Source organism: Flocculibacter collagenilyticus (assembly GCF_016469335.1).
GTDB lineage: Bacteria > Pseudomonadota > Gammaproteobacteria > Enterobacterales > Alteromonadaceae > Flocculibacter > Flocculibacter collagenilyticus.
Genome location: NZ_CP059888.1, coordinates 1,178,847 through 1,203,316, shown reverse-complemented (window position 1 = coordinate 1,203,316; position 24,470 = coordinate 1,178,847). Strand labels below are relative to the sequence as shown.

General features: G+C 39.9%; 11 protein-coding genes and 1 tRNA gene. 6 read left to right on the top strand and 6 right to left on the bottom strand.

What is annotated here, in order from left to right; genetic code table 11:
- Positions 1 to 33: 33 nt before the first annotated feature.
- The 3 genes from HUU81_RS05275 to HUU81_RS05265 form a co-directional block, all read right to left on the bottom strand.
- Positions 34 to 3,759: a hybrid sensor histidine kinase/response regulator transcription factor gene (locus tag HUU81_RS05275; RefSeq protein ID WP_199611214.1), complete on the bottom strand. Its 3,726-nt coding sequence runs from the start codon at positions 3,757 to 3,759 to the stop codon at positions 34 to 36.
- Between the two features lie 248 nt (positions 3,760 to 4,007).
- Positions 4,008 to 8,174 (bottom strand): RHS repeat-associated core domain-containing protein, encoded by a 4,167-nt coding sequence (locus HUU81_RS05270; RefSeq protein ID WP_199611213.1) that lies wholly within the window; start codon positions 8,172 to 8,174, stop codon positions 4,008 to 4,010.
- Positions 8,175 to 8,679: 505 nt separating this feature from the next.
- Positions 8,680 to 8,766, bottom strand: a tRNA-Leu gene (locus tag HUU81_RS05265).
- Positions 8,767 to 9,050: 284 nt separating this feature from the next.
- On the opposite strand from HUU81_RS05265, the gene HUU81_RS05260 reads away from it, so the two are divergent.
- The gene (locus HUU81_RS05260) at positions 9,051 to 9,605 is read left to right on the top strand and encodes an RDD family protein (protein ID WP_199611212.1); all 555 of its coding nucleotides are present in this window, start codon (positions 9,051 to 9,053) and stop codon (positions 9,603 to 9,605) included.
- An 81-nt stretch (positions 9,606 to 9,686) separates the two neighbouring features.
- Here the strand turns inward: HUU81_RS05260 and lptG are convergent, their stop codons facing one another.
- Together lptG and lptF are read right to left on the bottom strand one after the other, a co-directional pair.
- Positions 9,687 to 10,754, bottom strand: coding sequence for an LPS export ABC transporter permease LptG (lptG, locus tag HUU81_RS05255; RefSeq protein WP_199611971.1), 1,068 nt, complete (start codon positions 10,752 to 10,754; stop codon positions 9,687 to 9,689).
- A complete protein-coding gene (gene lptF, locus HUU81_RS05250; RefSeq protein WP_199611211.1) occupies positions 10,751 to 11,863 on the bottom strand; it encodes an LPS export ABC transporter permease LptF in 1,113 nt (370 codons plus the stop codon). Before lptF ends, lptG begins: the two co-directional genes overlap by 4 nt.
- Positions 11,864 to 12,228: 365 nt before the next feature.
- Here lptF and pepA point away from each other — a divergent pair, with 365 nt between their 5' ends.
- From pepA to HUU81_RS05235, 3 genes are all read left to right on the top strand, one after another.
- Positions 12,229 to 13,737, top strand: a complete 1,509-nt coding sequence (gene pepA, locus HUU81_RS05245; RefSeq protein ID WP_199611210.1) for a leucyl aminopeptidase — start codon at positions 12,229 to 12,231, stop codon at positions 13,735 to 13,737.
- 43 nt (positions 13,738 to 13,780) lie between these two features.
- Entirely contained in the window at positions 13,781 to 14,230 is a 450-nt protein-coding gene (locus HUU81_RS05240) for a DNA polymerase III subunit chi (protein ID WP_199611209.1), read from the top strand.
- A 350-nt stretch (positions 14,231 to 14,580) separates the two neighbouring features.
- A complete protein-coding gene (locus tag HUU81_RS05235) occupies positions 14,581 to 17,436 on the top strand; it encodes a valine--tRNA ligase (protein WP_199611208.1) in 2,856 nt (951 codons plus the stop codon).
- 224 nt (positions 17,437 to 17,660) lie between these two features.
- On the opposite strand, the gene putA is transcribed toward HUU81_RS05235, so the two are convergent.
- A complete protein-coding gene (gene putA, locus HUU81_RS05230) occupies positions 17,661 to 21,461 on the bottom strand; it encodes a bifunctional proline dehydrogenase/L-glutamate gamma-semialdehyde dehydrogenase PutA (protein ID WP_199611970.1) in 3,801 nt (1,266 codons plus the stop codon).
- Between the two features lie 410 nt (positions 21,462 to 21,871).
- Here putA and HUU81_RS05225 point away from each other — a divergent pair, with 410 nt between their 5' ends.
- Positions 21,872 to 23,077, top strand: a complete 1,206-nt coding sequence (locus tag HUU81_RS05225; protein WP_199611207.1) for an HD-GYP domain-containing protein — start codon at positions 21,872 to 21,874, stop codon at positions 23,075 to 23,077.
- A gap of 61 nt (positions 23,078 to 23,138) precedes the next feature.
- Positions 23,139 to 24,374, top strand: a complete 1,236-nt coding sequence (locus tag HUU81_RS05220) for an HD-GYP domain-containing protein (RefSeq protein WP_199611206.1) — start codon at positions 23,139 to 23,141, stop codon at positions 24,372 to 24,374.
- Positions 24,375 to 24,470: the final 96 nt, after the last annotated feature.

Sequence of the window (24,470 nt, the reverse complement as noted above, 5' to 3'; positions counted from 1 at the left end):
TTGCTCAATAATGTCAGGAAAATTGATATAAACTTAAGTGCAAATGATTTCATCCGTTATATCTTTGATTTGCTTCGGAGTTTTTCCAAACTGTATTTTAAAGCAGCTTGAAAAATAAGATACTGACGAAAAGCCTACTTCAAATGTGACAATTTTAACCATATAACCTTTCTCTAAAAGCTCCTTAGCTTTATTTAAGCGGTAAACTTTCAAATACTCACTTGGACTGTAATTGAACAATGCTTTGACTTTACGACGCAATTGTCGCTCGCTTATATTTATCTGAGCAGCCATATCACTAACAGAGAAGTTTTCTTCTGAATAGTTAGCCTCAATGGTTTGATTCAATTTGTCAAAAAACAAGCTATCTTTTGGAGATAGCTCTTTTTTTAATTTTTTTAACTCATCACCATTATTCGACTTTAGCATCTCACCAAAACGCTGACGCAAAACGCTCCTAATAGCTAACAAGCTTGATATCCTTAAAAGCAATTCCTCTTCATCAAAGGGTTTAGTCAAATAACCATCTACCTGACTTTTCCACCCTGATAAGCGACTACATTTATCGCTTTTTGCAGTTAATAGAATTAGTGGAATATGACTAGTACGGTCATCTTTTTTTAGTTTATCACTGACCTCGAAACCACTCATAACAGGCATCATTACGTCACAAATGATAATATCAGGATCTCTATCGATAGCTAATGCAATACCTAATTCTCCATTTTCAGCTTGGAGAACAAGGTACTCTTTATTTAAACAGTCAGCGATATAATTACGCATTTCGCTGTGATCATCGATCACTAAAGCTACTGCTTTGGTTCCACTACTCAAGTCACATGTTGACGCCGAGTTATTAAATTCAGACAGCACAGCCATTGCTTCACTTTCATAGAGTACAGGAGATTGTGTATCAGTTTTTTCAACTCCTTCAGCTAAAACAGGTAGTAAGACTTGAAACTCTGTTCCAACACCTAATTTACTAGCAACGCTTATTTCCCCATCATTTGCTTCGACCAGAAATCTAGTCAGAGCTAGCCCAATCCCTGAACCTGACTCAACATCTGTGGCATTAGTTAAACGAGTAAAGTATTCAAATATCAGTTCGTGATTTATTTCAGAGATCCCCATACCATTGTCAGAAATTTTTAACATCATTTGTTTTTTTTGGTTTTCTTCAAGGGTGATGATAATTTCATTGTTTCCATATTTGATCGCATTTGAAATCAAATTAGTACAGATTTTTTCTAAAGCATCAGGGATCAGGTTTGCAAATAATACTCTGTCAGGCTTATATTGATACTCAAAATAAATCCCTCGCTCTTCTAGTATTGGTAAATACGAATTCACGATAAACTCAACTACTGACTGTATATTAACAAGACTTTTCTCAGCTTTCCCTGACCTTACCCGAGATACATCCATTAATTGGTTAATCATATTAAGAATTCTAGCAGTATGCGTTTTTATTACTCCCGCGTACTCCTGTGTATTTTCTGAACGAATACCTTTGGCAATGTGCTCTGCACGACCTGCAATTAAAGTTAATGGAGTTCTTATTTCATGGGATATATTGGCTAATAATAATTCCCTTTCATCAGAATGCTTTTCTGAAGTCAGTTTTTCTTTTTTCATTTGTTTTCGTTTGGTATTCGTCCATAAAAAAGCAAAAATAATAACTAATCCAATAATTACAAAAACTGCGAGTCGAATTTTTGAGCTAGCAACTTCAATGTGAATTGCTATAGGTTCACTAGTTTCATTATTTTTTATAGCCCGAACATAAAATTCGTAATTTCCTGGTTCTAATTGAGAAAATGAGAGCATATTCCCTCGGAGTTTTTTCCATTGATTATTTTGAAAAGTTTCAAATGAAGAACCACCATAATCGTTAGCTAAAAACAAAAACTGAAGATGCCCATAACTATGAGGCAGGTAGTACTTTTTAGTTATCAATTGGTGGGAATTATTAAGAATAACTTGATTTAAAGATATTTTGAGCGGCGTTTTAATAAAGCCAGCACTCATATCAAAACTTCGAAGACAAAATTTATTTAACCTTTCCTTACATAGCCAAAAAACCTTATCATCAACTTTATTGATATAGCTGTTCTTGGTATACCTTTCACTAAAAAATTTGCTATCAATAGCATATGTGCGTTGATCAATTCGATTAAGACCCAATTCGCCAATTGTCCATATAAAATCTTTGTTCTTCCATATATTATATGACTCATTGCTAATCAGTCCGTCAGAAATTGTTAAGTGCCCAACCTGTTTAAGTGATTCCATATCAAATATGAATATACCATTAGATAAAGTTGCAAGATAAACCTTTCCGCTTACCTCTACAATTGAGGTGAATTTTGAACGTGACGTGCTTTGTGCATGGAGTACCTTAACACTGTTATTCTTGGAGTTAAAAACACCTATCCCCTTGCTGGTAGCAATCCATACTTTATTGTCTGTTGTAGGTAACGAGAATAAAACTTCGTCCGTAGGTAGGCCCATTTTAGAATCAATAATTCTAATTATTTGGCCTTTTTTATCAATAATCACCAGACCTTTCGAATCAGTATTAATATAAACTTTATCGTGGTACAAATTAATCGATATAATCCACATATTGGGTAAAATGTATTTTGAAGTGTTGTCAGCTAAATTAACTCTCCTCACACCTTTACTTGTTGACATCCATAGAATATCGTTATCCGTAATCATTTTAGTTACATAAGCGTCTTCTAAACTCAAAAAAAGGCTTGTGTTTTCTATTTTTCCAGAGCTTGAAAATTTACCTTTATATATTCCCACTCCATGTTTTGCGACAAAAACATCCGTTTCATTTAAGAAACCAAAAGCAGTATTTCCGAATGAGAAGCTTTTTTCTTCTTGATGATCAAGAATACCTTCACGGTATAATTTGACTTTTTGGCGGTCAGCCCCCCAAATACCCGCATTATCATGAAATAGGTTATATAAAGAGCTAAAATACTGTTTAAAATTATGCTCTATATATACTTTTCTTGTAATATCAAAAAGTTTTAGATACCCATCAATAGTTATAACCCAAAAAACATTTTGATTTGAATGGTGTTTAAAAATATTTTCCACATCACTTAAAATAATAGATGCAGTATTATTTTCCGCTAAATTAAGCAGCTCACTTTTATACGTTACCCCCCACACACTTCCACCAAATAACTTAAGTCTCTTCACGGGTTTATTATTGAGTAGAGACTCTTTCCCATTAGTTACTTTAAAAAGACCACTTTTACTCCCTGCATAAAGTGTATTTTGATTAGTTTGGACAATACTAGTTAGCTCGTACTTTTTTAACCCACTATCTTTCGTGTATAAATTATAATACCCCTTATCAGTGGCGATAACTGGTTCATCAAAACTGTTTAGGTAGATATCTTTAATCTCAGCATTCAAGGGGTGAATTACTGGTGGCTTCTCGTATTTATAAGCATCATAAACCAAAACGCCATTCTGCTCTGTTCCTACAATTAATTGGTTTCTCTTATTAACAACCAAAGCTGTAACCCAGTTAACATCATTAGCAACTGTATCAATTTTCTCTATTCTGTCGTAGCCATTGTACCTGACTAAACCTCTTGCCGTGCCCAACCACAAATTCCCCTGTGCGTCCTTCACTATATTTTTTGCTCCATAAGCATCAATAGTTGCACTAAGCAGAGCATTAGGCTTAAGCATAAGAACGCTAAAAAACAAAAATAAATAAGTACTTTTCTTCATAAGGAAGTATTGAACATCAGTTAAATCCGACTCTGTAGTGAGTAGCTAATCTATAAGATTCAAATGATAGGTTCCAGCAATTTTTGAATAGGTATCTATGATGAGAGACTTAATACATAAACGAAACGGACAATGCCAACTCATCATTAAAATTTGGCATTGTCACAATCAATCATCAACTTTTAAATGATAAACAAGATATTTATCTTATCTAGTTGACACATAGCTCTGAAAACTTCAACGGATAATTATTCACAATCACCTCCGTATACGGCTAGATTATAGGCAGAGTTAACAGTAGCGCCTACTGCTCTACCTGCATACCACGAAAGACTCGCTGCAGAACGGTTTATAGCAGTTGTTTTTGCCACAGTGCTCCATCCAAACCTAGGGTAAGCTTTGAATTGACTCCTAGGTGCATTGATCCTACCTCTAGTGTATCTTATGGTCTCTTGCACAATTGTTGAGCCATTATAGCTTTTTGCTGCGGGACCACCCAGTAGAAAGCTGGCAGCAGTATCAGGCTGGATAGCAGGCACAGGGTTGTGATTGTCGATCACAGAGTCCACAGAGTCCCAGCTTGACTTAAACTCTTTTTTAAATTTATCCCAACCACTACATGAACAACTTTTTAGTCCAAACGGGTCAACAAACCTAACCGGGTTCGAATCCACATACTGATACGTCGAGAACTGTCCAGCAGCCAACCCAATCGGGTCACTCTGCAAATATCTCCCTAACTCCGCATCATAATCCCGAAAATAGTTATACCAACTCTGTTTTTCCTCATCGTAATATTGACCAGGAAAACCCAAGTTAACATAACCTATCACACTGTAATCCACATTCCGGTCAAAGGCCCAGTTCTTAGCTTTCCACACCACTGTATTGCTGTTGTTGGTCATAACTTCAGGCCTGCCCTGATGGTCGGTATGCACATAATAAAGGTCATTATTTTTGCTAACACCCACTAATTGATTATTGAGATAAATGTAAGCAATATGATTTGAGCCAGTGCGCTCATAAATCAATTTGCCATCCAAATCATAACCGAAATAAGTTATAGTTGAGCCGACCTTTTTAGAGACTCGTTGACCAACGCTGTTGTAGGTATAAGTCGCGCTTGTGCTGCCCTTGCTATAACCAATCAAGCGGTTAGCATCGTTGTAGGTATAGGTGGCACTGCCTTTTTGTTTGATATTACCATTATCATCATATTGAACATTAATGGAGGCATAAGACATCAACCGATTGCTGTCGGTGGCTATCTGGTAGGGCGTGGAGCCTTTATGGGTGCGATTGCCATTGGCATCATAGCCATAGGTGTAGCTTGCCCCATAGTCATTGCTATAGGTGATACGGTTCAAAGTATCGTAGCTGAAGGTGCGCGTTTTGGTAGTTGTGGAAGCTTTGGCATCGTTGATTTTCGTGATATTGCCATTCAAGTCATAATAATAATCAAGGTCCATCACAGTGCCCGAAGTGCTGCTACTGCTTTTGCCCCGTAGGCGATAACGGTTATCGCGGTCAGAAAAAAGCTGCGCACCATTGCCAAACTTGATACTGAAGACAGGGCCGAAGGGCTTATAGTTTACCTCTTGCACTAAGGTGCTATTACCCACTTTGATAGTACTGGTCTGGCCGAGATTATTAAAATCGTAAGTAACTTTTTCACCATTGGGGTAAGTCATGGATTTCACCTGCCCTACTTTGTTATAGGCCCACCACTGGGTCATAGATAAGCCAGCCAAAGAAGAGGCTTTACGAATGAGTTCACCATGAGCATTGAAGGTGAGCGTATGGGTGCCAGCTTCATCTCTAATACGGTAAAGGCGGCCTGGGTGCGCCAGATCATAGGTATAGGTACGGGTAATATCTCCAATGGTTTCAGTTTTCATGCGGTTGAGTTCATCATAGGTCCAACGAGAGGTTATGCCTTTAGCATCAATTTTTAATATAAGATTTCCCGCTAAATCATAACGCAAGGTGGTTAATCCAGTGTCGGGACTGGTGATGTGCTTAAGGTGTCCAAAGCCATCATAATCGTAAAAAGTGTTCAGGCCTTTCGGATCGCGAATACGTACAATCTGATCATGTACATTATACCAATAGGAAGTTTCACCTCCGTTTCGATCAATGATTTTTCCCACTCGGCCTAACGCACCGTAGTGATGAGTACTGCCATTACTTTTTCCATCTAAAACTTGCGTCGGCTGATTATTGGTGTTGTAACCATAGTGTTGTACCACTTTGCCTTCTGAAAAAGCGCCGTCTGGCCAGCCAAATTCATTCAGCTGCTGCCCACTGCCTTCAATAATGCTTTTCAAACGGTTCAATTCATCATAAGTGCGCTTCGTAGCCTTTAAGGTTTCTTCGGTAGTTTCGGTGCACATTTCAAAGCCATTGCCACCACCAAAACCACCGCCTGAGCAAGGAACCAGTTTGGTTATCCAACCACGAATGCGTTCTTGCGTTAAGTTGCTGGCTACATCATAGAGGTATTCTTTCGAGTCATTGTTAAGGTCAGTAACTTTGGTCAGACGATGCGCACTGTCATAAGTCATAGTAAGTTTAGAACCATCAGCGCGAGTGACGCTTTCGAGCTGACCGGCTTTATCATAGCTGTAGATGGTTGTTCGCTTGTCACCGTTGATGTCTTTGTTTTCTGTTAGTAGCCAACCTCGAGGGTGATAGGTAAAGGTATCCACTCTTCCATCAGGGTAAGTGATTTTACCAGGGCTACCAAATTGGTTGTGATTAGCAAAAGTTGTCCAGTGACCTAATGCATTTTTCATCGACGTTAAAAACCCGGTTGAGCTGTAAAAGAGCTCTAGGGTATCGGCAACACCAGTACGCGGACCATTAATAGCTTTCTTTTTTACTAAGCCGTTATCATGAAAGGTATAGGTGACGCGAGTACTGCGCGTAATGTGGTTAACGAGGTTTGTTTCTCTTTTCTCTTCAAGCAACCCGTTGTCACTATAAACAAACTCTGTTTTGAGTAAATCAGTTTTGATTTCCAGTGGCTTATTCAAGATGGAATGCCACTGGTATTCTGTGGTGCGCTCATAGGCAGTGCCTTTACCTTCGATGACCTTGAGTAGGTTACCGTAAGCATCATAGTCATAGTCGGTGAGGTTCCCCGCCCAATCGGTCTTTGTGTTCACAAAGCCATTGGCATCATAAGAGGTGTTCTTGTGAGCCGAGTAACAACTGCCTTTAGCATGGCCCTGCACCTGTCTGATTTTCCACTGGCCGCCCACGTCCACAAAATGATAGGTGGTTTCTTTGCCGTGGGCATTGCGTGAGCGGGTGTAACGACCACCGGCCTCAACACCGGAGGCCACAATGGTCACACTCTCTTGCTCATCACCATGATAACTGCGCGTGGCTTTTCCGCTTGAATCATATTCCCAGCTGGCATAGGCATCACCGTTTTCATCAATGATACGAGTTAAGCGTGTGCCACTATAAATATACTGCTTTTTTGTCGAGCCTGAGAGCGACGGATAAGTCACGGAAAGCAGATTTCCACTGGCATCATAATCGTACGTATAAATTTGATTCGCTGGATCTTTTATTTGAATAATACGATGACCTGACCAGATGAAATTAATGGTTTGACCCGAACTGTGCTCCAGTTGCGTAACTTTGGTTGAAGTGTCACTATCATAATGGTAGTAAATAACTTCACCGTTGCCGGATCTCACATACAGTAAGCGACCAGAGTTCTCATATACTTCTTCAACATCCCCGTTCAAGTACAACCAATGATCATTACTGTCTTTAATCAGGGACTCAACTTGTCCACTGTCCCGCTTCCACTCTTTAGTTGCATCATCAAAGGTCATCTTAATCACTCTGCCATCGCTTTGAAACAGTTTTACTTCAACCACTGGCTGCCCGTTTCTTTGACGAGTGCTCCACGCTAAGTATGAGCCTAGGTTGGTTGACCAGTTATTGCCAAAATGTCCTATACCATTTCCGCGGCTGTTATATTGACGAGATACGACTAGTGGTAATTGCCCAAAACCACGAAAGTCAACCTCGGTTTGCGTCTTGTTTTGCGTGGCTAAATCAATAGGATTGCCTTCACCGCAATCTGTTTTCCCTGTATTTGAATCATTGAAAGTGTCAATAAATGCTTGCGTCATTCCACCAAGTGCCACATTCAAATTATCAGCCATCAACTGATTCAAAGATCCCATTAAGTCGCCGTAATCTTCACACCGATAACTGCCCTCTTCAGCTCCCACAACTACTTGGCCAATGGGGCATCGATCAACTCTGTCACCGACGACTGTGATAGTTTCCTCTGAGAGGGCTGTAGGACTTGAAAACAGGCTTAGAAGCGACAGCGCCATAACAGATGGTGTTTTAAAGGCGGGTGAGCGCCTTCTTATGAAATTCGTCATTCGAAAAATTCTCCCTTAAATATAAAGTTTTTTAGTTTTTAACGCTTTGAAATAACCCCATTACTTTTACAAGATGAGGCATGACTTTTGAGTCAAGTCAAAAACTTATCACGGGACTTTTAAAAAACACTATTAGAAAACGGCCATAAACTTTAAACCTACGGACATTTTTTTAATGCATTGATTTTTAACGAAAAACTAGAGTTCACTATAATTGCTTTGTAATAGCGTGTGAGGGTGATGATGGCTAAAAAGTCGCAAAATATTTTAGTTCAGAATATAAATTTGTTACGGTCTGTTGATTTAGGGAGAGGAAGGTTAGCGCAAGTTAATACTGTTAAATGAGCTCTAAACGAAATAAGAATTCAGGGAAGATTGGCTCAGTAAAACTGAACACTTCTCAATGCATAGGTTACTAAAACGAAAAAGCTATATATCAAGAAAGGCAAATTCTTGCTTAGATAAAGAGAATACAAAAGTGAGTTTATAACTGGAAACACTAAAATGGTACCAGCGGGCGGACTCGAACCGCCACGCCCGTGAAGGCGGGGGATTTTGAATCCCCTATGTCTACCAATTTCATCACGCTGGCACTTTAGATTTGCTACAGGTTACTTAGCATTTTGTTAATAGCGTTATCAACAACTTACTTCGTAGCGAGAAAGGATTATACGAAAGAACAGCGCGCAAGCAAGTACTTTATTTAAAAAGATGCATGAACGGTTAAACTTTATACGTCATGATGTTTTATCAATCATAACCCTTTCGGCGAAAAGAGCTTCTCACATTAAATATATTAACGTTTCATACTTCGTGTTTTTCTTTTGGTTTGCTACACTGCGCCCTTTAAATATTTTGACTTTTTAAGTGTATCGCATGACTGACAATGTAGCCCCTTCTCTCTCTTCGTTTCCGCGCACAGGATTTTTTAGACGTTTAGCTGCACTTGTGTATGACTGGCTTGTGTGTGTCGCACTGTATATGGTGGCGGGTCTTATTTATTCGGCCATTTTTTTGGCTTTATTTCAAAATGGTGTGATTGCAAACCAAGGTTATGAGCATGCCAGTGATCTGTTAAACAATTCATTTGTGGCTAAATCGCTAATGAATATTTGGGGGCTAAGTTGGTGTGGGTTGTTCTTAGTGTGGTTTTGGACACATGGTGGTCAAACAATTGGTATGCGAGCATGGCGATTACATTTAGTGGATAATGCCGTAAAAAGCAGCGATGCCTCATCCCTTCACGCTGCTCCGGTGTCAATTAAACAAGCCATTATTCGGCTATTCACTGCACTTGGTGGATTAGGTAATTTATTAATGTTAATTGATTTCAAAAACAAAAAGGCACTGCAAGATAGGCTATCTAATACAGAAATAGTAACACTTACTAAAGAAGCCAATGGCAAACTATATAAAAGCCATAAAATTTAAATGCTGTTTTTAGCTGCGCCGTTGTGGTGGTGGCTAAAGCCCAGATTTTAAACTTCCTAAACTCAGGGCTTTTGTAGGTAGCTAGGCTCTTCGTTTCAACAGTATAAAAGCGATGCCTGCGAATAATATACTTGGTAATAGTGCCCCTAGGATTGGCGGTAATTGATACACTTGACTAAAAGGCCCAAATATTTGGCTGCTCATATAAAAAGCAAACCCGGTAATAATACCAAGTAAAATTCTAGCACCCATGGTTACACTTCTGAGTGGCCCAAAAATAAACGATAACGCCATTAATAACATCACAGCAATAGTTAACGGCTGAAAGATTTTGCGCCACAGTGCTAACTCGTAACGACTGGTGTCTTGTTTATTACTTAGTAGATAATCTAAGTATTCGCTTAAGCCTGAAATAGGTAATGATTCAGGCTTTACTGTTACTACCCCTAATTTATCTGGTGTTAAGGTAGACTGCCATGACTCTACCCCTTTTTGGGTGGTAATAATCTCGTCTGGGCTAATAGACTGTTCTACTACATTCTCTAAATGCCATTGACCATCTGCAAATACAGCCGTATCCGCTTTTACTATGCCTTGTAGTGTTAAGCTCTCATCAAACTGGTAAATACTAATTTGTTTTAAATTACCGGTGTCTTTTACTTCGCCAATATTCACAAAGTATTCGCCATCTTTGGCCCACACCCCTTGTGAGCCGGAAATTAGGCTCCCCCCTGAAATCGCTTGCGCTCTAATTTCACGTGCTTTTTGAGTTGCTGCTGGTGCACCAAACTCCCCTAACAACATCACCATTACCATCATTAGTAAGGCGGTTTTCATTACCGAAATAATAATGTTAAAGCGCGAAAGGCCAGCGGCTTGCATAACAATAAGCTCTGAGCTGTTTGCTAACATACCTAATCCGGCAAGCCCGCCTACCAGTGCCGCCATCGGAAAAAATATTTCGATATCCGTTGGCACGCTATATAACGAAAATAGTGCGGCATGCACCATGTCGTAATTACCTTTACCAACTGACTTTAATTGCTCGATAAAGCGAAACATGCCACTAATGCAAGTTAATATAAACAAACTTACAAAGGTGGTAGTAAGAATTGTACGCCCTAAATACCAGTCAAGGATTCGCATTATGCAGGCCTCCTTTTTACTTTAGCGCGAAGTTTGGAACCGAGCGGCCGGCCTCTAATAATAAGAAATGCACCTATAAATAATGCAGTTATGTGAATCCACCATAACCCAATGTGTGGTGGTATTTTGCCATCTTCAATGGCACTTCGCCCGGCAATTAATAAGATGAAATAACCTAGGTATAGGCCTAACGCAGGTAGCATTTTGGCAAACTTGCCCTGACGTGGCTGCACTGAGCTCATTGGTACAGCAATTAATGTAAGTAAAATAATTGAAATTGGAATGGATAAGCGCCAATGTAATTCAGCCATAATTTCTGGGGTAAGTGGCCCTTCCAATAACTTAGCTGTTGGTACAGCACTTAATTTTCGGCGTCGTTGCTCTACTTCTTGTTCTCGGATCTGAATTTGGTATTCAGAAAACTCTATTTTTTGAAATTGTTGATCGCCTAAACTGTTTTGATATTGCTTGCCATTATGAAGTACTAGTTTTTGCGCTCCAGTTGCTTCTTCAGCAATGTCGCCACGCTCAGCATAAACAACCGTTGTTCTGTCGTCAGCTTCGCCAATTTGAGGCATTTGCGCTACAAACACACGGTTTAACATGTTGCCTTGCCTGTTTATATCTTCAACAAAAATAACCGCTTTTTTATTGCCTGAAACCTGAAAGCGACCAGAGATAATACTGGATAATCCCGTGTCAGCATCAGCTTTATCGCGCACTTGGTATTCTTGTTCAGCAGCCCACGGGGCAACAAAAAGCGTTACGCCACCAGTAATCATACTTAATATTAAAGCGAAAATGAGCGTCACTCGTGTTACATACCACTCACTAACACCACATGCGTGTAATACGCTCATTTCTGAATCAGCATAAATACGACCATACGCCAATAAAATACCCAGAAAAACACTTAAAGGAAGGATAAGCCCTGCTAATTGGGGTAATTTAAAAGCAATAATAGACATTACTAGCTGACCGGGTAACTCACCTTCAGACGCGTCACCTAAAATTTTTACGAATTTTTGGCTCACAAAAATCGTCATTAACACTAAAAACACAGCTAATTGCGCTTTAAATACTTCGGCAATTAAATATCGAAAAATAATCAAATTGTTTTCCTAATCTTATTTCCAACACATTCACGCAACTGAAACAAATACATTATAGAATACGGCGCGACGTTAAAACCCTATATTTTATACCAAAACTCTGGCTATGTACGGTTCAAACTTTACTTATTAAGAATTTTTTTAATTGCAAAAACTAGGCGCTGATTCACACGTTAATTTTGCTGATTTAGTACACTTAAACTAAAATATTGAGTAAACTTGCTGTTTTCACAAGTAACAAAAGCTAAATAAGGCTATTATTTAAAAAAATAAAAGCAAGATTTTTCTTTTTCCCAAGCGTTCACTAGCAGTCATTTAGAACGCAAACTTTTTTGCAATCCAACTTTGCAATTTTAGGAGCCAATATGGAATTCAGCGTAAAAAGCGGTAGCCCTGAAAAACAACGCAGTGCATGTATTGTTGTAGGTGTATATGAACCTCGCCGCCTTTCTCCCGTTGCTGAGCAGTTAGACAAAATCAGTGATGGATATATTAGTAATTTACTGCGTCGTGGTGATTTAGAAGGCAAACCAGGACAAATGTTGTTGCTACATCACGTTCCAAATGTATTAAGTGAGCGTGTTTTATTAGTAGGTTGTGGTAAAGAGCGTGAGCTTGATGAGCGCCAATACCGTCAAATTATTACTAAAACAATCAGCACCCTAAATGATACAGGCTCGATGGAAGCCGTTTGTTTTCTTACCGAGCTGCACGTTAAAGGCCGAGATACTTATTGGAAGGTGCGCCACGCGGTTGAAACCACGCTAGACAGCCTTTATACCTTCGACCAACTTAAAAGCAAAAAAGATGAAACACGCAGACCACTGCGTAAAATAGTTTTTAATGTACCAACACGCCGCGAGTTAACCTTAGGTGAAAACGCAATTGAACATGGCGTTGCCATTGCAGCGGGTATGAAGGCAACCAAAGACGTGGCAAACATGCCGCCAAATATTTGTACTCCTGCTTACCTTGCTGAACAGGCAAAAGATCTTGCAATGACTTACGACACTGTAACCACCAATATTATTGGTGAAAAAGAAATGCAAGAACTCGGTATGCATTCATATTTAGCGGTGGGCCGTGGTTCGAGAAACGAATCTATGATGTCGGTGATCCACTACCAAGGTACAGATGAAAAAACAGCACCTATTGTATTAGTCGGTAAAGGGTTAACCTTTGACTCTGGTGGCATTTCAATCAAGCCAAGCGATGGCATGGATGAAATGAAATACGATATGGGCGGTGCAGCAGGCGTTTACGGCACAATGAAAGCGCTTGCCGAAATGAATTTAAAAATTAACGTTATTGGCGTACTTGCAGGTTGTGAAAACATGCCAGGTGGTGACGCTTATCGCCCAGGTGATGTGCTCACAACTATGTCTGGTCAAACGGTAGAAGTATTAAATACAGATGCTGAAGGCCGCTTAGTATTATGTGACGCCCTAACGTACGTTGAAGCGTTCGACCCCGAACTTGTTATCGACGTAGCAACCTTAACAGGTGCTTGCGTAGTTGCTTTAGGGAAACACGCTACTGGTTTGTTGAGTAGTCATAATCCATTAGCTCATGAACTACTAAACGCTTCAGAACAAAGTGGCGACCGTGCATGGCGCTTACCATTATGGGATGAATACCAAGATCAGCTAGAAAGTCCATTTGCCGACTTTTCTAACCTTGGTGGCCGTGCTGCTGGCACCATTACGGCGGCTTGTTTCCTATCACGCTTTACCAAAAAGTATAACTGGGCTCACCTAGACATAGCAGGTACAGCTTGGCGAAGTGGCGGTAAAGACAAAGGTGCGACGGGTCGCCCAGTACCTATGTTAAGCCAATTTTTGATGAACAAAGCTGGCGTAGAAACAGAGCATTAATGCTAAGTACTACGTCAAAAATTTTTTACATAAGTTGTAGTTAATGAATGCAACCTTTTATGTATTAAAGCTAGAAAATGAGCCGACATTACCTGTGCCGGCTCATTTTCATCTTGCCTGTACTCTGGCAGCAACGCTTTACCGTAAACAAAGCCGCGTTTTTATCGCGACAGAAAATATTGAAGATGCACATGCCATTGACGATTATTTATGGGCATTTGATGCTGATAGATTTGTGCCACATAACCTAACAGGTGAAGGGCCAAAACAAGGTGCACCCGTTGAAATTGGTTTTCAGCTACCAAGCTCTGGTAATCGCAATGTTTTAATTAATTTAAAACAAACAGTGCCACCGTTCGCTCAACAATTTCAGCAAGTGATTGATTTTGTACCTGCAACTGAAAATGAAAAACAGCAAGCAAGAGAAAGATATAAATTTCTTCGTCAAATGGGCACTAATTTAAGCACAATTGATATAAACACGTTAGAATAACCCTCTTATCTAACGGCTGCTGATGTGATAACTTACATCAGTTTTGCTAATGAGCGTAAAATCCAATTGTTTACCAACAACTGTTACCAATATCGCTCACAAAGAATTTAGGTGTATTACTCAATTTAACGAGAAGTGACTTCGTTTAATCGTTATTTGAAATTGATAATGTTTTAAATAATTAACGACTTTAGTAAGAATAACAAACTGCCACTTCGCAATTACAAATAAAGAGTAATAGCAATATATTATTCACGATAGTCATAACCGCTTAAAAGTCTATTGTTGAAATACATTAATTTTATAGGGCAATAAGCCCAGTACTGTTACAAAAGGTCGCATGATTGACGATGGAAAAGACATATAATCCGCAAAATATTGAACAAGACATTTACCAAAAATGGGAAGAGAAAGGCCACTTCAAACCGTCAGGTGAAGGTGAGTCATATTGCATCATGATCCCACCACCAAATGTCACAGGTAGTTTGCACATGGGGCATGCTTTTCAACAAACAATCATGGACGCATTAACGCGCTATAAGCGCATGTCAGGTAACAATACCTTATGGCAAGTAGGTACAGACCATGCGGGTATTGCCACTCAAATGGTTGTAGAGCGTAAATTAGCCGCAGAAAATGGACCTACTCGCCAAGAATTAGGCCGTGATGCATTTATTGATAAAATTTGGGATTGGAAAGCGCATTCAGGTGGCACAATCACAAACCAAATGCGTCGTTTAGGCACATCTGTAGACTGGGAACGCGAGCGTTTCACAATGGACGATGGCTTATCTGAGGCGGTAAAAGAAGTATTTGTTCGTTTATATAAAGACGACCTAATTTATCGCGGTAAGCGCTTAGTAAACTGGGATCCTAAGTTACTAACAGCTATTTCTGATCTAGAAGTTGAAAATAAAGACAAAAAAGGCCACATGTGGCACTTCCGTTATCCATTAGCAGATGGCGCAAAAACCGCAGATGGTAAAGACTACTTAGTTGTAGCAACTACACGTCCTGAAACTATGTTAGGCGACACAGGTGTTGCTGTTAATCCTAACGATGAACGATATAAAGATCTGATTGGTAAATATATTGATTTACCGCTAGTAAACAGACGCATTCCGATTGTTGGCGACGACCACGCCGATATGGAAAAAGGCACAGGTTGTGTAAAAATCACCCCCGCACACGACTTTAACGATTACGAAGTCGGTAAACGCCACCAACTTCCTATGATCAACATTCTTACGTTTAATGCTGATATTCGCTCTGAAGCGGAAGTGTACAATACAAATGGTGAAGCATCAGATGCCTACCCTACCGATCTGCCTACAGAATTCCATGGATTAGAACGTTTTGCTGCGCGTAAAGCAATTGTGGCTAAGTTTGAAGCGTTAGGTTTACTCGATGAAGTAAAAGATCATGACTTAACCGTTCCTTATGGCGACCGTGGCGGTGTAGTTATCGAGCCTATGCTAACCGACCAGTGGTATGTACGTGTTGCACCATTGGCTAAAACTGCCACAGAAGCGGTAGCGAACGGCGACATTGAATTTGTTCCTAAGCAATATGAAAATATGTACAACTCATGGATGCGTGACATTCAGGATTGGTGTATTTCACGCCAATTATGGTGGGGCCACCGTATCCCAGCATGGTATGACGAACAAGGCAATGTGTATGTAGGTCGCACTGAAGCAGAAGTACGCAGTGAAAATAACCTTGCTGACGATATTAAGCTTAGCCAAGATGATGATGTATTAGATACATGGTTCTCTTCTGCGTTATGGACATTCTCAACTCTAGGTTGGCCAGAAAACACCGAAGACTTGAAAACGTTCCACCCTACTGACGTATTAGTGACAGGGTTTGACATTATTTTCTTCTGGGTTGCACGTATGATTATGATGACGATGCACTTTATTAAAGACGAAAATAATAAGCCACAAGTACCATTCAAAAAAGTATATGTTACTGGCTTAATTCGAGATGACGAAGGCAACAAAATGTCTAAGTCTAAAGGTAATGTTATTGATCCATTAGACATGATTGATGGTATTTCATTAGAAGATTTACTCGAAAAACGCACAGGCAACATGATGCAACCTCAGCTTGCTGCCAAAATTAAAAAGCAAACTGAAAAGCAATTCCCTAATGGTATTGAAGCTCACGGTACTGACGCATTGCGCTTTACATTAGCAGCGCTTGCTTCTACTGGTCGTGACATTAACTGGGACATGAAACGCCTTGAAGGTTACCGCAACTTCTGTAACAAATTATGGAATGCAAGTCGTTATGTATTAATGAATACAGAAGAGCAAGACTGTGGTTTTGGCGACAGCCCTGGCGAAATGACGTTCTCGTTAGCGGACAAGTGGATTATGGGGCAATATCAAAACACGATAAAAGCGTACCGTGATGCAATGGATAACTACCGTTTTGATATTGCAGCACAAACCTTATACGAGTTCACTTGGAATCAATTCTGTGACTGGTATTTAGAGCTCACTAAACCTGTATTATTCAAAGGCAATGAAGCGCAGCAACGTGGTACACGTCATACCCTAGTAACCGTGCTGGAATCACTGTTAAGGTTAATGCACCCAATTATGCCTTTCATTACAGAAACCATTTGGCAAAGCGTAGCACCATTAGCAAACCGTCAAGCTAACACTATCATGAACCAAGCCTACCCTGAGTTTGAAAGTGATAAAGTGGATACACAGGCTATGGCTGACTTAGAGTGGCTTAAGAGCTTTATTCTTGCTATTCGAACCGTGCGTGGTGAAATGGATATTGCACCAAGCAAGCCACTAGATGTGCTACTACGTAATGTTTCTGAAGACGACCAACGCCGCCTAGACGAAAACCAAACGTTCTTAAGCGCAATGGCAAAATTAGAATCTATTACGGTTCTAACTGAAAATGAACAAGCACCCGCATCAGCAGCATCGATTCTTGGCGATATGGAAATACTCATTCCAATGGCTGGGTTAATTGATAAAGATGCTGAACTAGCGCGTATTGCAAAAGCGCTTGAAAAAATCGAGAAAGATCTTCAGCGCACAGCAGGCAAATTACAAAATGAAAACTTTGTGAGCAAAGCGCCGCCAGCGGTCATCGAAAAAGAGCAAGCGAAGTTGGCCGAAATGGAATCAACTAAAGCTAAGCTAATTGCACAGCAAGAAGAGATCAACGCGATTTAACAGCCTTGTATCACTGATGTGCTTTTTAATATCAAGCCCTTATTTTTTAAGGGCTTTTTTGTATCTGATATCTTGTACTCACTTAACTACCCTTTTACCATACGGCTGATCAGGTAATCAGGTAATTGATAGGCATAAAAAAGCCGAACTTACCTTTCAAGTTCGGCTTTTACATTTATATTTTAGTAAATGGCAAACAAGCCCTTTATAGAAGCTTCTTAACCTTATTCATCATCTTCAGTCAACGTCATCAATGACGTATTACCACCCGATGCCGTGGTGTCAGTACTAATGGTTTTTTCCGTTAACAAACGTTGTATCAGGTTGTCATCATATTCTGCTGATATAGTAGGCAAAATCGCACCTTCACGCTGTGCCAGCATGTTTGCCATATACGCTTTACGATCACAGTTAGAGTCAATAACAACACCTGCTAATGCTTGATGCTCTAATAACGGTTCTAAATGCTGTAGTCTTGCGACAGACAATACACCTTGCTCTGCACCTGTGGCCATAAACTTATCTCTAAATGCAATCGCTTCATCGTAGAATAAGTCTGATACAACAGCTATTACGGTGTTACCCGTTGCTAATGCAGTAACCACTGACATTGCCCAGTAATGGAATGTAACGTCTTTATCGGCAAAACAAACCAAAATACCTCTAGGCTCTAAGTAAAGAACATTAGACTCACCAGTCGGCCCCGGTAGTTGCATTGGACGTTTCATTTTCTTTTCAATGCTAATCAACTGAGAACGTGCAGCCGCAAGTGTACGATTTAAGTCATCAGCAAGATCGTCAACAATATCAACCTTCGCAATTTTAGCCAGTAGCTGCCTAACTAACGAGATACGAGTGTTTAAATCTGTTAAGCGCCACTCATTCTCTGAAGCTTGCGCATGCGCCATAATAGCTTCTGCTTCTTTAACAGATTCAGTGGTACTTGCCAGCGCTTTATCTTGTTCAGGTAAAGACTGCGCATCAAGGGTTCTTGGTGTTGCTTTTTCTTTTACTAAACGTGGTAAGTAATTTGGACCACCTGCTTTAGGGCCTGTACCAGACAAGTTACGCCCACCAAACGGCTGTACCCCAACGATTGCACCAATCATATTACGGTTGATATAAATATTGCCGGCACGAGATAGCTTAGCTAGCGCTAACGCACGCTCTTCAATGCGTGAATGTATCCCCATTGTTAAGCCATAACCCGTTGCATTTATTTGCTCTATTACTTGGTTAATTTGCTCACCTTTAAAGCGCACTACATGTACGCATGGACCGAATACCTCTTTTTTAAGCACTGACAGGTTATCAATTTGATATAAACGTGGCGCAAAAAAAGTACCATTATTTGCTTCTTCACTTACTTCACACTGATACAGTAGTTCGCCATGTTGCTGCATATATTCTGCATGTGCATTCAAACTATTTAATGCTTTATCGTCGATTACGGGACCTACATCAGTAGATAACATGGCAGGGTTACCAACGTGTAGCTCTTTCATGGCACCTTTAATCATACGCACCACATTGTCTGCAATATCTTCTTGTACAAACAATACACGTAGTGCGGAACAGCGCTGCCCGGCACTTTGAAAGCCTGATGCGATAACATCATCTACTACTTGCTCAGGTAGTGCTGTAGAGTCAACAATCATACAGTTTTGGCCGCCCGTCTCAGCAATAAGTGGAACTTGTTCAGTACCACGAGCGGCTAATAGTTGCGAAATTAATGTGCCTGTTTGCGTTGAACCTGTAAACATAACAGCCTGAACACGCACATCAGGAAGCAGCGTGTCACCTACATCTGCACCTTTGGCAATGATTAGCTGCATAATACCTTCTGGCATACCAACCGATAACATAAGCTCAAGTGCACGCACCGCGATTAAACTTGTTTGTTCAGCTGGCTTTGCAACAACTGTATTACCTGTCACTAATGCGGCAACCACTTGGCCTAAAAATATAGCAAGCGGAAAGTTCCAAGGGCTTATACATAGAATAACGCCACGTGGAACTAAGCGTTCATCTTCACTTAATTCTTCAGCACGAGCTGCGTAATAACGGCAAAAGTCAACCGCTTCACGCACTTCATCAATACTATCTTGGGTAACTTTACCAGCTTCTTTAATACATAACGCAATCAGTTCGTCAGTGTGACGTTCTAAAATATCTGCCACTCGGCGTAGCAAATCAGCACGTTCTTTCACGGGTGTATTTGACCAAGATGCAAATGCATTATGAGCAATATCGAGTTTTTGACGCATTTTTTCCGATGTATCAAATACGTGATAGCCAACAATTTCACTGTGGTTTGCAGGATTTCTTACGGCATGCGCCCCCTCTGGTAGATCGTCAACTGTAAATGCGTGCGTTTCATCCCACTTATCTAAATTGTCTTTTAGCGGTATGAGCTTATTGATATCAACTAAATCGACACCGCGCGAGTTCTCACGTTCTGCACCATATAGCTCAATCGGCATATCGATTTGTGAATTGAACATGTTTTTTAAACGCTGAGTTTTTTCGACAGGATCTTCCAGTAGCTCTTCAACAGGTTTGCTGTCATCTACAATCGCATTTACAAAAGATGAATTGGCACCATTTTCGAGTAAGCGACGTACTAAATAAGCAAGTAGATCTTCGTGTACTCCAACAGGGGCATACACTCGCGTCTGAATACCTTCATTACTAACTACTTGGTCGTATAGGGAGTCGCCCATACCGTGTAGACACTGAAACTCAAAACCTTCTTTATCATCACCTGCTAACTCTAAAATAACAGAAGCGGTATAAGCATTATGCGTGGCGAACTGAGGATATATTGAATCACGGTAATCTAAGAGGCGGTTCGCGCAGGCATGATAAGACACATCCGTAGAAGATTTACGTGTAAAGACAGGAAAATCTTCTAAGCCGTCTTTTTGCGTGTTTTTAATTTCCGTATCCCAGTATGCACCTTTAACTAAGCGCACCATCATTTTACGGCCTACTTCTAGCGTTAGCTTCCGTAACCACTCTATAACGAATAACGCTCTTTTTTGATAAGCCTGTACAGCTAAGCCAAAGCCCGTCCAGTTACCTAGATCAGGATCTGAAAAAACAGCTTCAATAACGTCTAATGAAATGTCTAAGCGCTCAGACTCTTCGGCATCTACCGTTAATCCAATATCATAGCTTTTCGCTAATAAGCATAGCGCTTTTAGCTTTGGTACTAATTCATTCATCACACGCTCACTATGTGTAAATTCATAGCGGGGATGAATGGCAGAAAGTTTGATGGAGATCCCTGGACTTTTTCTAGGGCCACGGCCTTTTGCAGCATCACCAATTACTTTAATTGCTTTTTCGTAAGCCAGATAATAGCGATCTGCGTCTTCCATATTACGTGCGCCTTCTCCTAACATATCGTAGGAATACACGTAACCTTTTTGTTCTTTCTCTTCGGCTCGCTCGGTAGCATCTTCAATGGTTTCACCCATTACAAACTGCTTGCCCATTATCTTCATTGCATAATTCATTGCACGACGAATAACAGGCTCACCCACACGGCCTAGGGTTTTCTTTAAAATACCCCATTGCTTGTCTGCATTTTTGTCGGCATATCGCACCATATTACCGGTCAGTAATAAGCCCCACGATGACGCGTTTACAAATAATGAGTCACTTGAACCTAAGTGAGAACTCCACTTACCTTGCGATAACTTGTCACGAATCAACTCATCTTGTGTGGCTTTGTCTGGTACACGTAGCAATGCTTCTGCCAAACACATTAATACAACGCCCTCTTCAGACGATAGCGAGTATTCATTTAATAACGCATCTATGCCACCATGACCTTCTTTATCTCGACGAATTTGCAGCACCATGTTACGAGCACGTTCCCATGCTCGGCTTCTTGCGCGCATGTTGACTTCAGCTTCAGGCAGAATATGTTGTACAGCTACATTTTCATCAATTCGATAAAAATCACGGATCTTTTGTCTGATCGGACAGTCAGTTAGCAAAGTGCCGCTAAAAAGCATAAGCTGATCCTCAATAAATAGTTGTGATAATGGATAATTGGCGCGCATTCTATAGTAAGTTTTGTCGCTCACGCCAGTAATTTTTGCCACATTAACGCAACCCGTAATCCCTTACCAGCACTGTGATTTATTTTGTGAACTAATCCTACCAGCGCAATAGAAAATACTGCTCTTTGTCATTCCTATTTTAGGTAATATTATTGGCGTAAATATGCTCGATCATTATTACAACATTGCGCTTACTAATGATTTATATTTACCTTTCACCCAAGTAATTGAATCAATTGAAGAACTCATTTTTTTGCTAAAAACACAAAAAAATTGGCGATAAATAGTCTTGGTTATTATTTGTTCTGCTAAAGTTAAATAATGTTGATGTAAGTATTTTTGGTTAGATTTTGTATTCAATTATGGAAAATATTTCTATTGATGAGCTCAAGCCTGGAATGTTTGTGCAAGGTGTTCTTAAGCAAACCGGAAAAGCCAAAGTTAAATCTAGTGGCTGGGTAAAAACACAACAAGCAATAGACAAATTACGTCAAGTTGGGATCACCGAAATTACCATTGATCCCGACAAAACGATCACGGATAAACCTAAAAAGCCTGAGCCAGAGCCTGAACCTAAAGAGCCAGAAAAGCCTGTACCTCCACACCCAACTATTCCTCGCGTCGCATTAGAGCAAGAATTAGGTAACGCGAATAAACTGTTTGAACAAGCAGTCGAATTACAAAAGAAAACCTTGGACGATGTTAAGTCTGGGAAGCCTTTAAATGTAGCTCCGTTGGAAAGCTTAACGAAAGGCGTTATTGAGTCTGTTTTTAACAATCAAGATGCCTTGGCGTGTCTTACTCGCTTACATGATAAAGAAGGTTATCTGTTCGATCATGCAATCAATAGCTCTATCTTAATGTCGATATTTGCTAAGCATATGCAATTTGATGAAGACATTATCGAACAGCTAGCTATGGGAGCGTTATTACACGATTTAGGCGAAGTTAAGTTACCTAATAAATTGCTCAGCAAGAAAGGAAAGTTAACTGCCGAAGAATATGACACAGTAAAACAGCATATTCATGAAGGCTGGACACTACTGAAACAAACGAATGGCATATCAGACATTGTATTAGATGTAGCGCTAAATCACCATGAGCGCTTAGATGGCAGCGGTTATCAAGCTAAAGCTGGTGATGATATTTCGCAATATGCAAGAATGATGGCCATCATCGACTCATATGAGGCAATGACCTCTGAGCGCAGTTACAGAAAAGACAGTAACCCCATTCAGGCATTTAAAAAGCTTCGACGAGACTGCCCAAACTGTTATGATGAGTCTCTTTTGGGTGCCTTTATTAGCTGTATCGGATTGCATCCGGTTGGCACGTTAGTAAAATTAAAAAGTGGTAAGCTTGCACTTGTCACAAAATCAAACTTCGATGATCCATTAAGGCCAACCGTGAAGGTTTTCTTTAATGCAAAATACGAGCATTACACTGCGGTAAACGATCTCGATTTGGCAAGTAAAAAAGTTGATGATGAAATTGAGTCAAGTATTAAACCTGAAGAGTTTAAAATAGATTTGCTCAAATTCTTTAAACATGCGGTAATTGCAGAATAGCTTAAAGTTATTTTAATTTAGCCGATAGATATACAATGCAATCAAACAAGGATTACTAGGTATGAGTCAGTTGGTACGTGTTCCTATAACACAGTTACAGCCAGGTACCTATGTACAAGCGGTAACTAAACAAATTGGCGACGTAGTTGTTAAGCAAAGTGGCCGTGTACGCGACTACGCATCTATTATTCGCCTTAAAAAATTAGGTATTGTTGAAGTATTGGTTGATCAAAGTCGATCGACGGGCTATCAATTTGCTGATCAGCCTACTGATACGGCTGAAATCAGTTCGCCTGAAGACAAAACCACCTCTGATCCTACTCAAAATGCTGCTAATGATCCTCAGCCGAATGTTACTATTATCACGCAAGATCTGTATGTTGAAATTGACAAAGCAAAGTCTATCTTTAGCGAAGCGAAAGTAATACAACAACAGCTTTTTGAAAATATTCAAACCGAGAAAAATATTGATTTAACGTCAGTTGAAGTTGTTAGCGATGAAATGATTAATTCATTATCACGAAACGACAGTGCGTTAGCTGCAGTGATTAATATTCGTGATTGTAACGACTTTTTATTTGAACACAGTATTAGCTGTGCAGTGTTAATTATTTTATTTGCTAAATATCTTAATTTAGATAAATCGATTATTCACGATCTAGCTATCGGAGCCTTACTGCATGACGTGGGTAAAGTTCAACTGCCATCAGACATCTTAAATAAACAAACTGCCCTTAGTGAATTTGAACAACGCGTTGAGCAACGTCATGTTAATTACAATCAACCTATTTTAAGCAATATTAGCGGGTTATCGAATATAAGTTATCGTATCGCAATGCAGCACCATGAGTATTTAGATGGCTCAGGTTATCCAGCGGGTTTAAACGCTAACCAAATTGATCGCTTTAGTAGAATGATGGCTATTGTTGATGTGTACGATACGTTAACCGCAGGAACTGTTCGACAAGCTGGCGTAGGCCCTATTGTTGCCTACCGAGAAATGCTAAAACGGGTGCCAAACCATTTTGATGAAGAATTATTACAATTATTTATTAAAGCCGTTGGCATTTACCCAGTGGGTACGACCGTTAAATTAAGCAGTGGTAAATTAGGTATCGTTGTTGCACGAAATCACAACACGCCTACCCAACCCAGAGTTAAAGTCGTTTATCATTCTAAGTACAATCATCACATTGATGTGAAAGAAGTCGATTTAGCTGACCCCTTTCATGATGAACAAATTCAGGCGGTGATTAATTTTAATAACTTTGGACTTTCTTTAGATAATTACTTGTAAATACCATTAGTAAGTGTGTGTATTCTAGAATAAATGAGTAGATGAAAACACACACCAAATACCACTGTGGCTAAATTGACAACAGTTCCGCTTTTT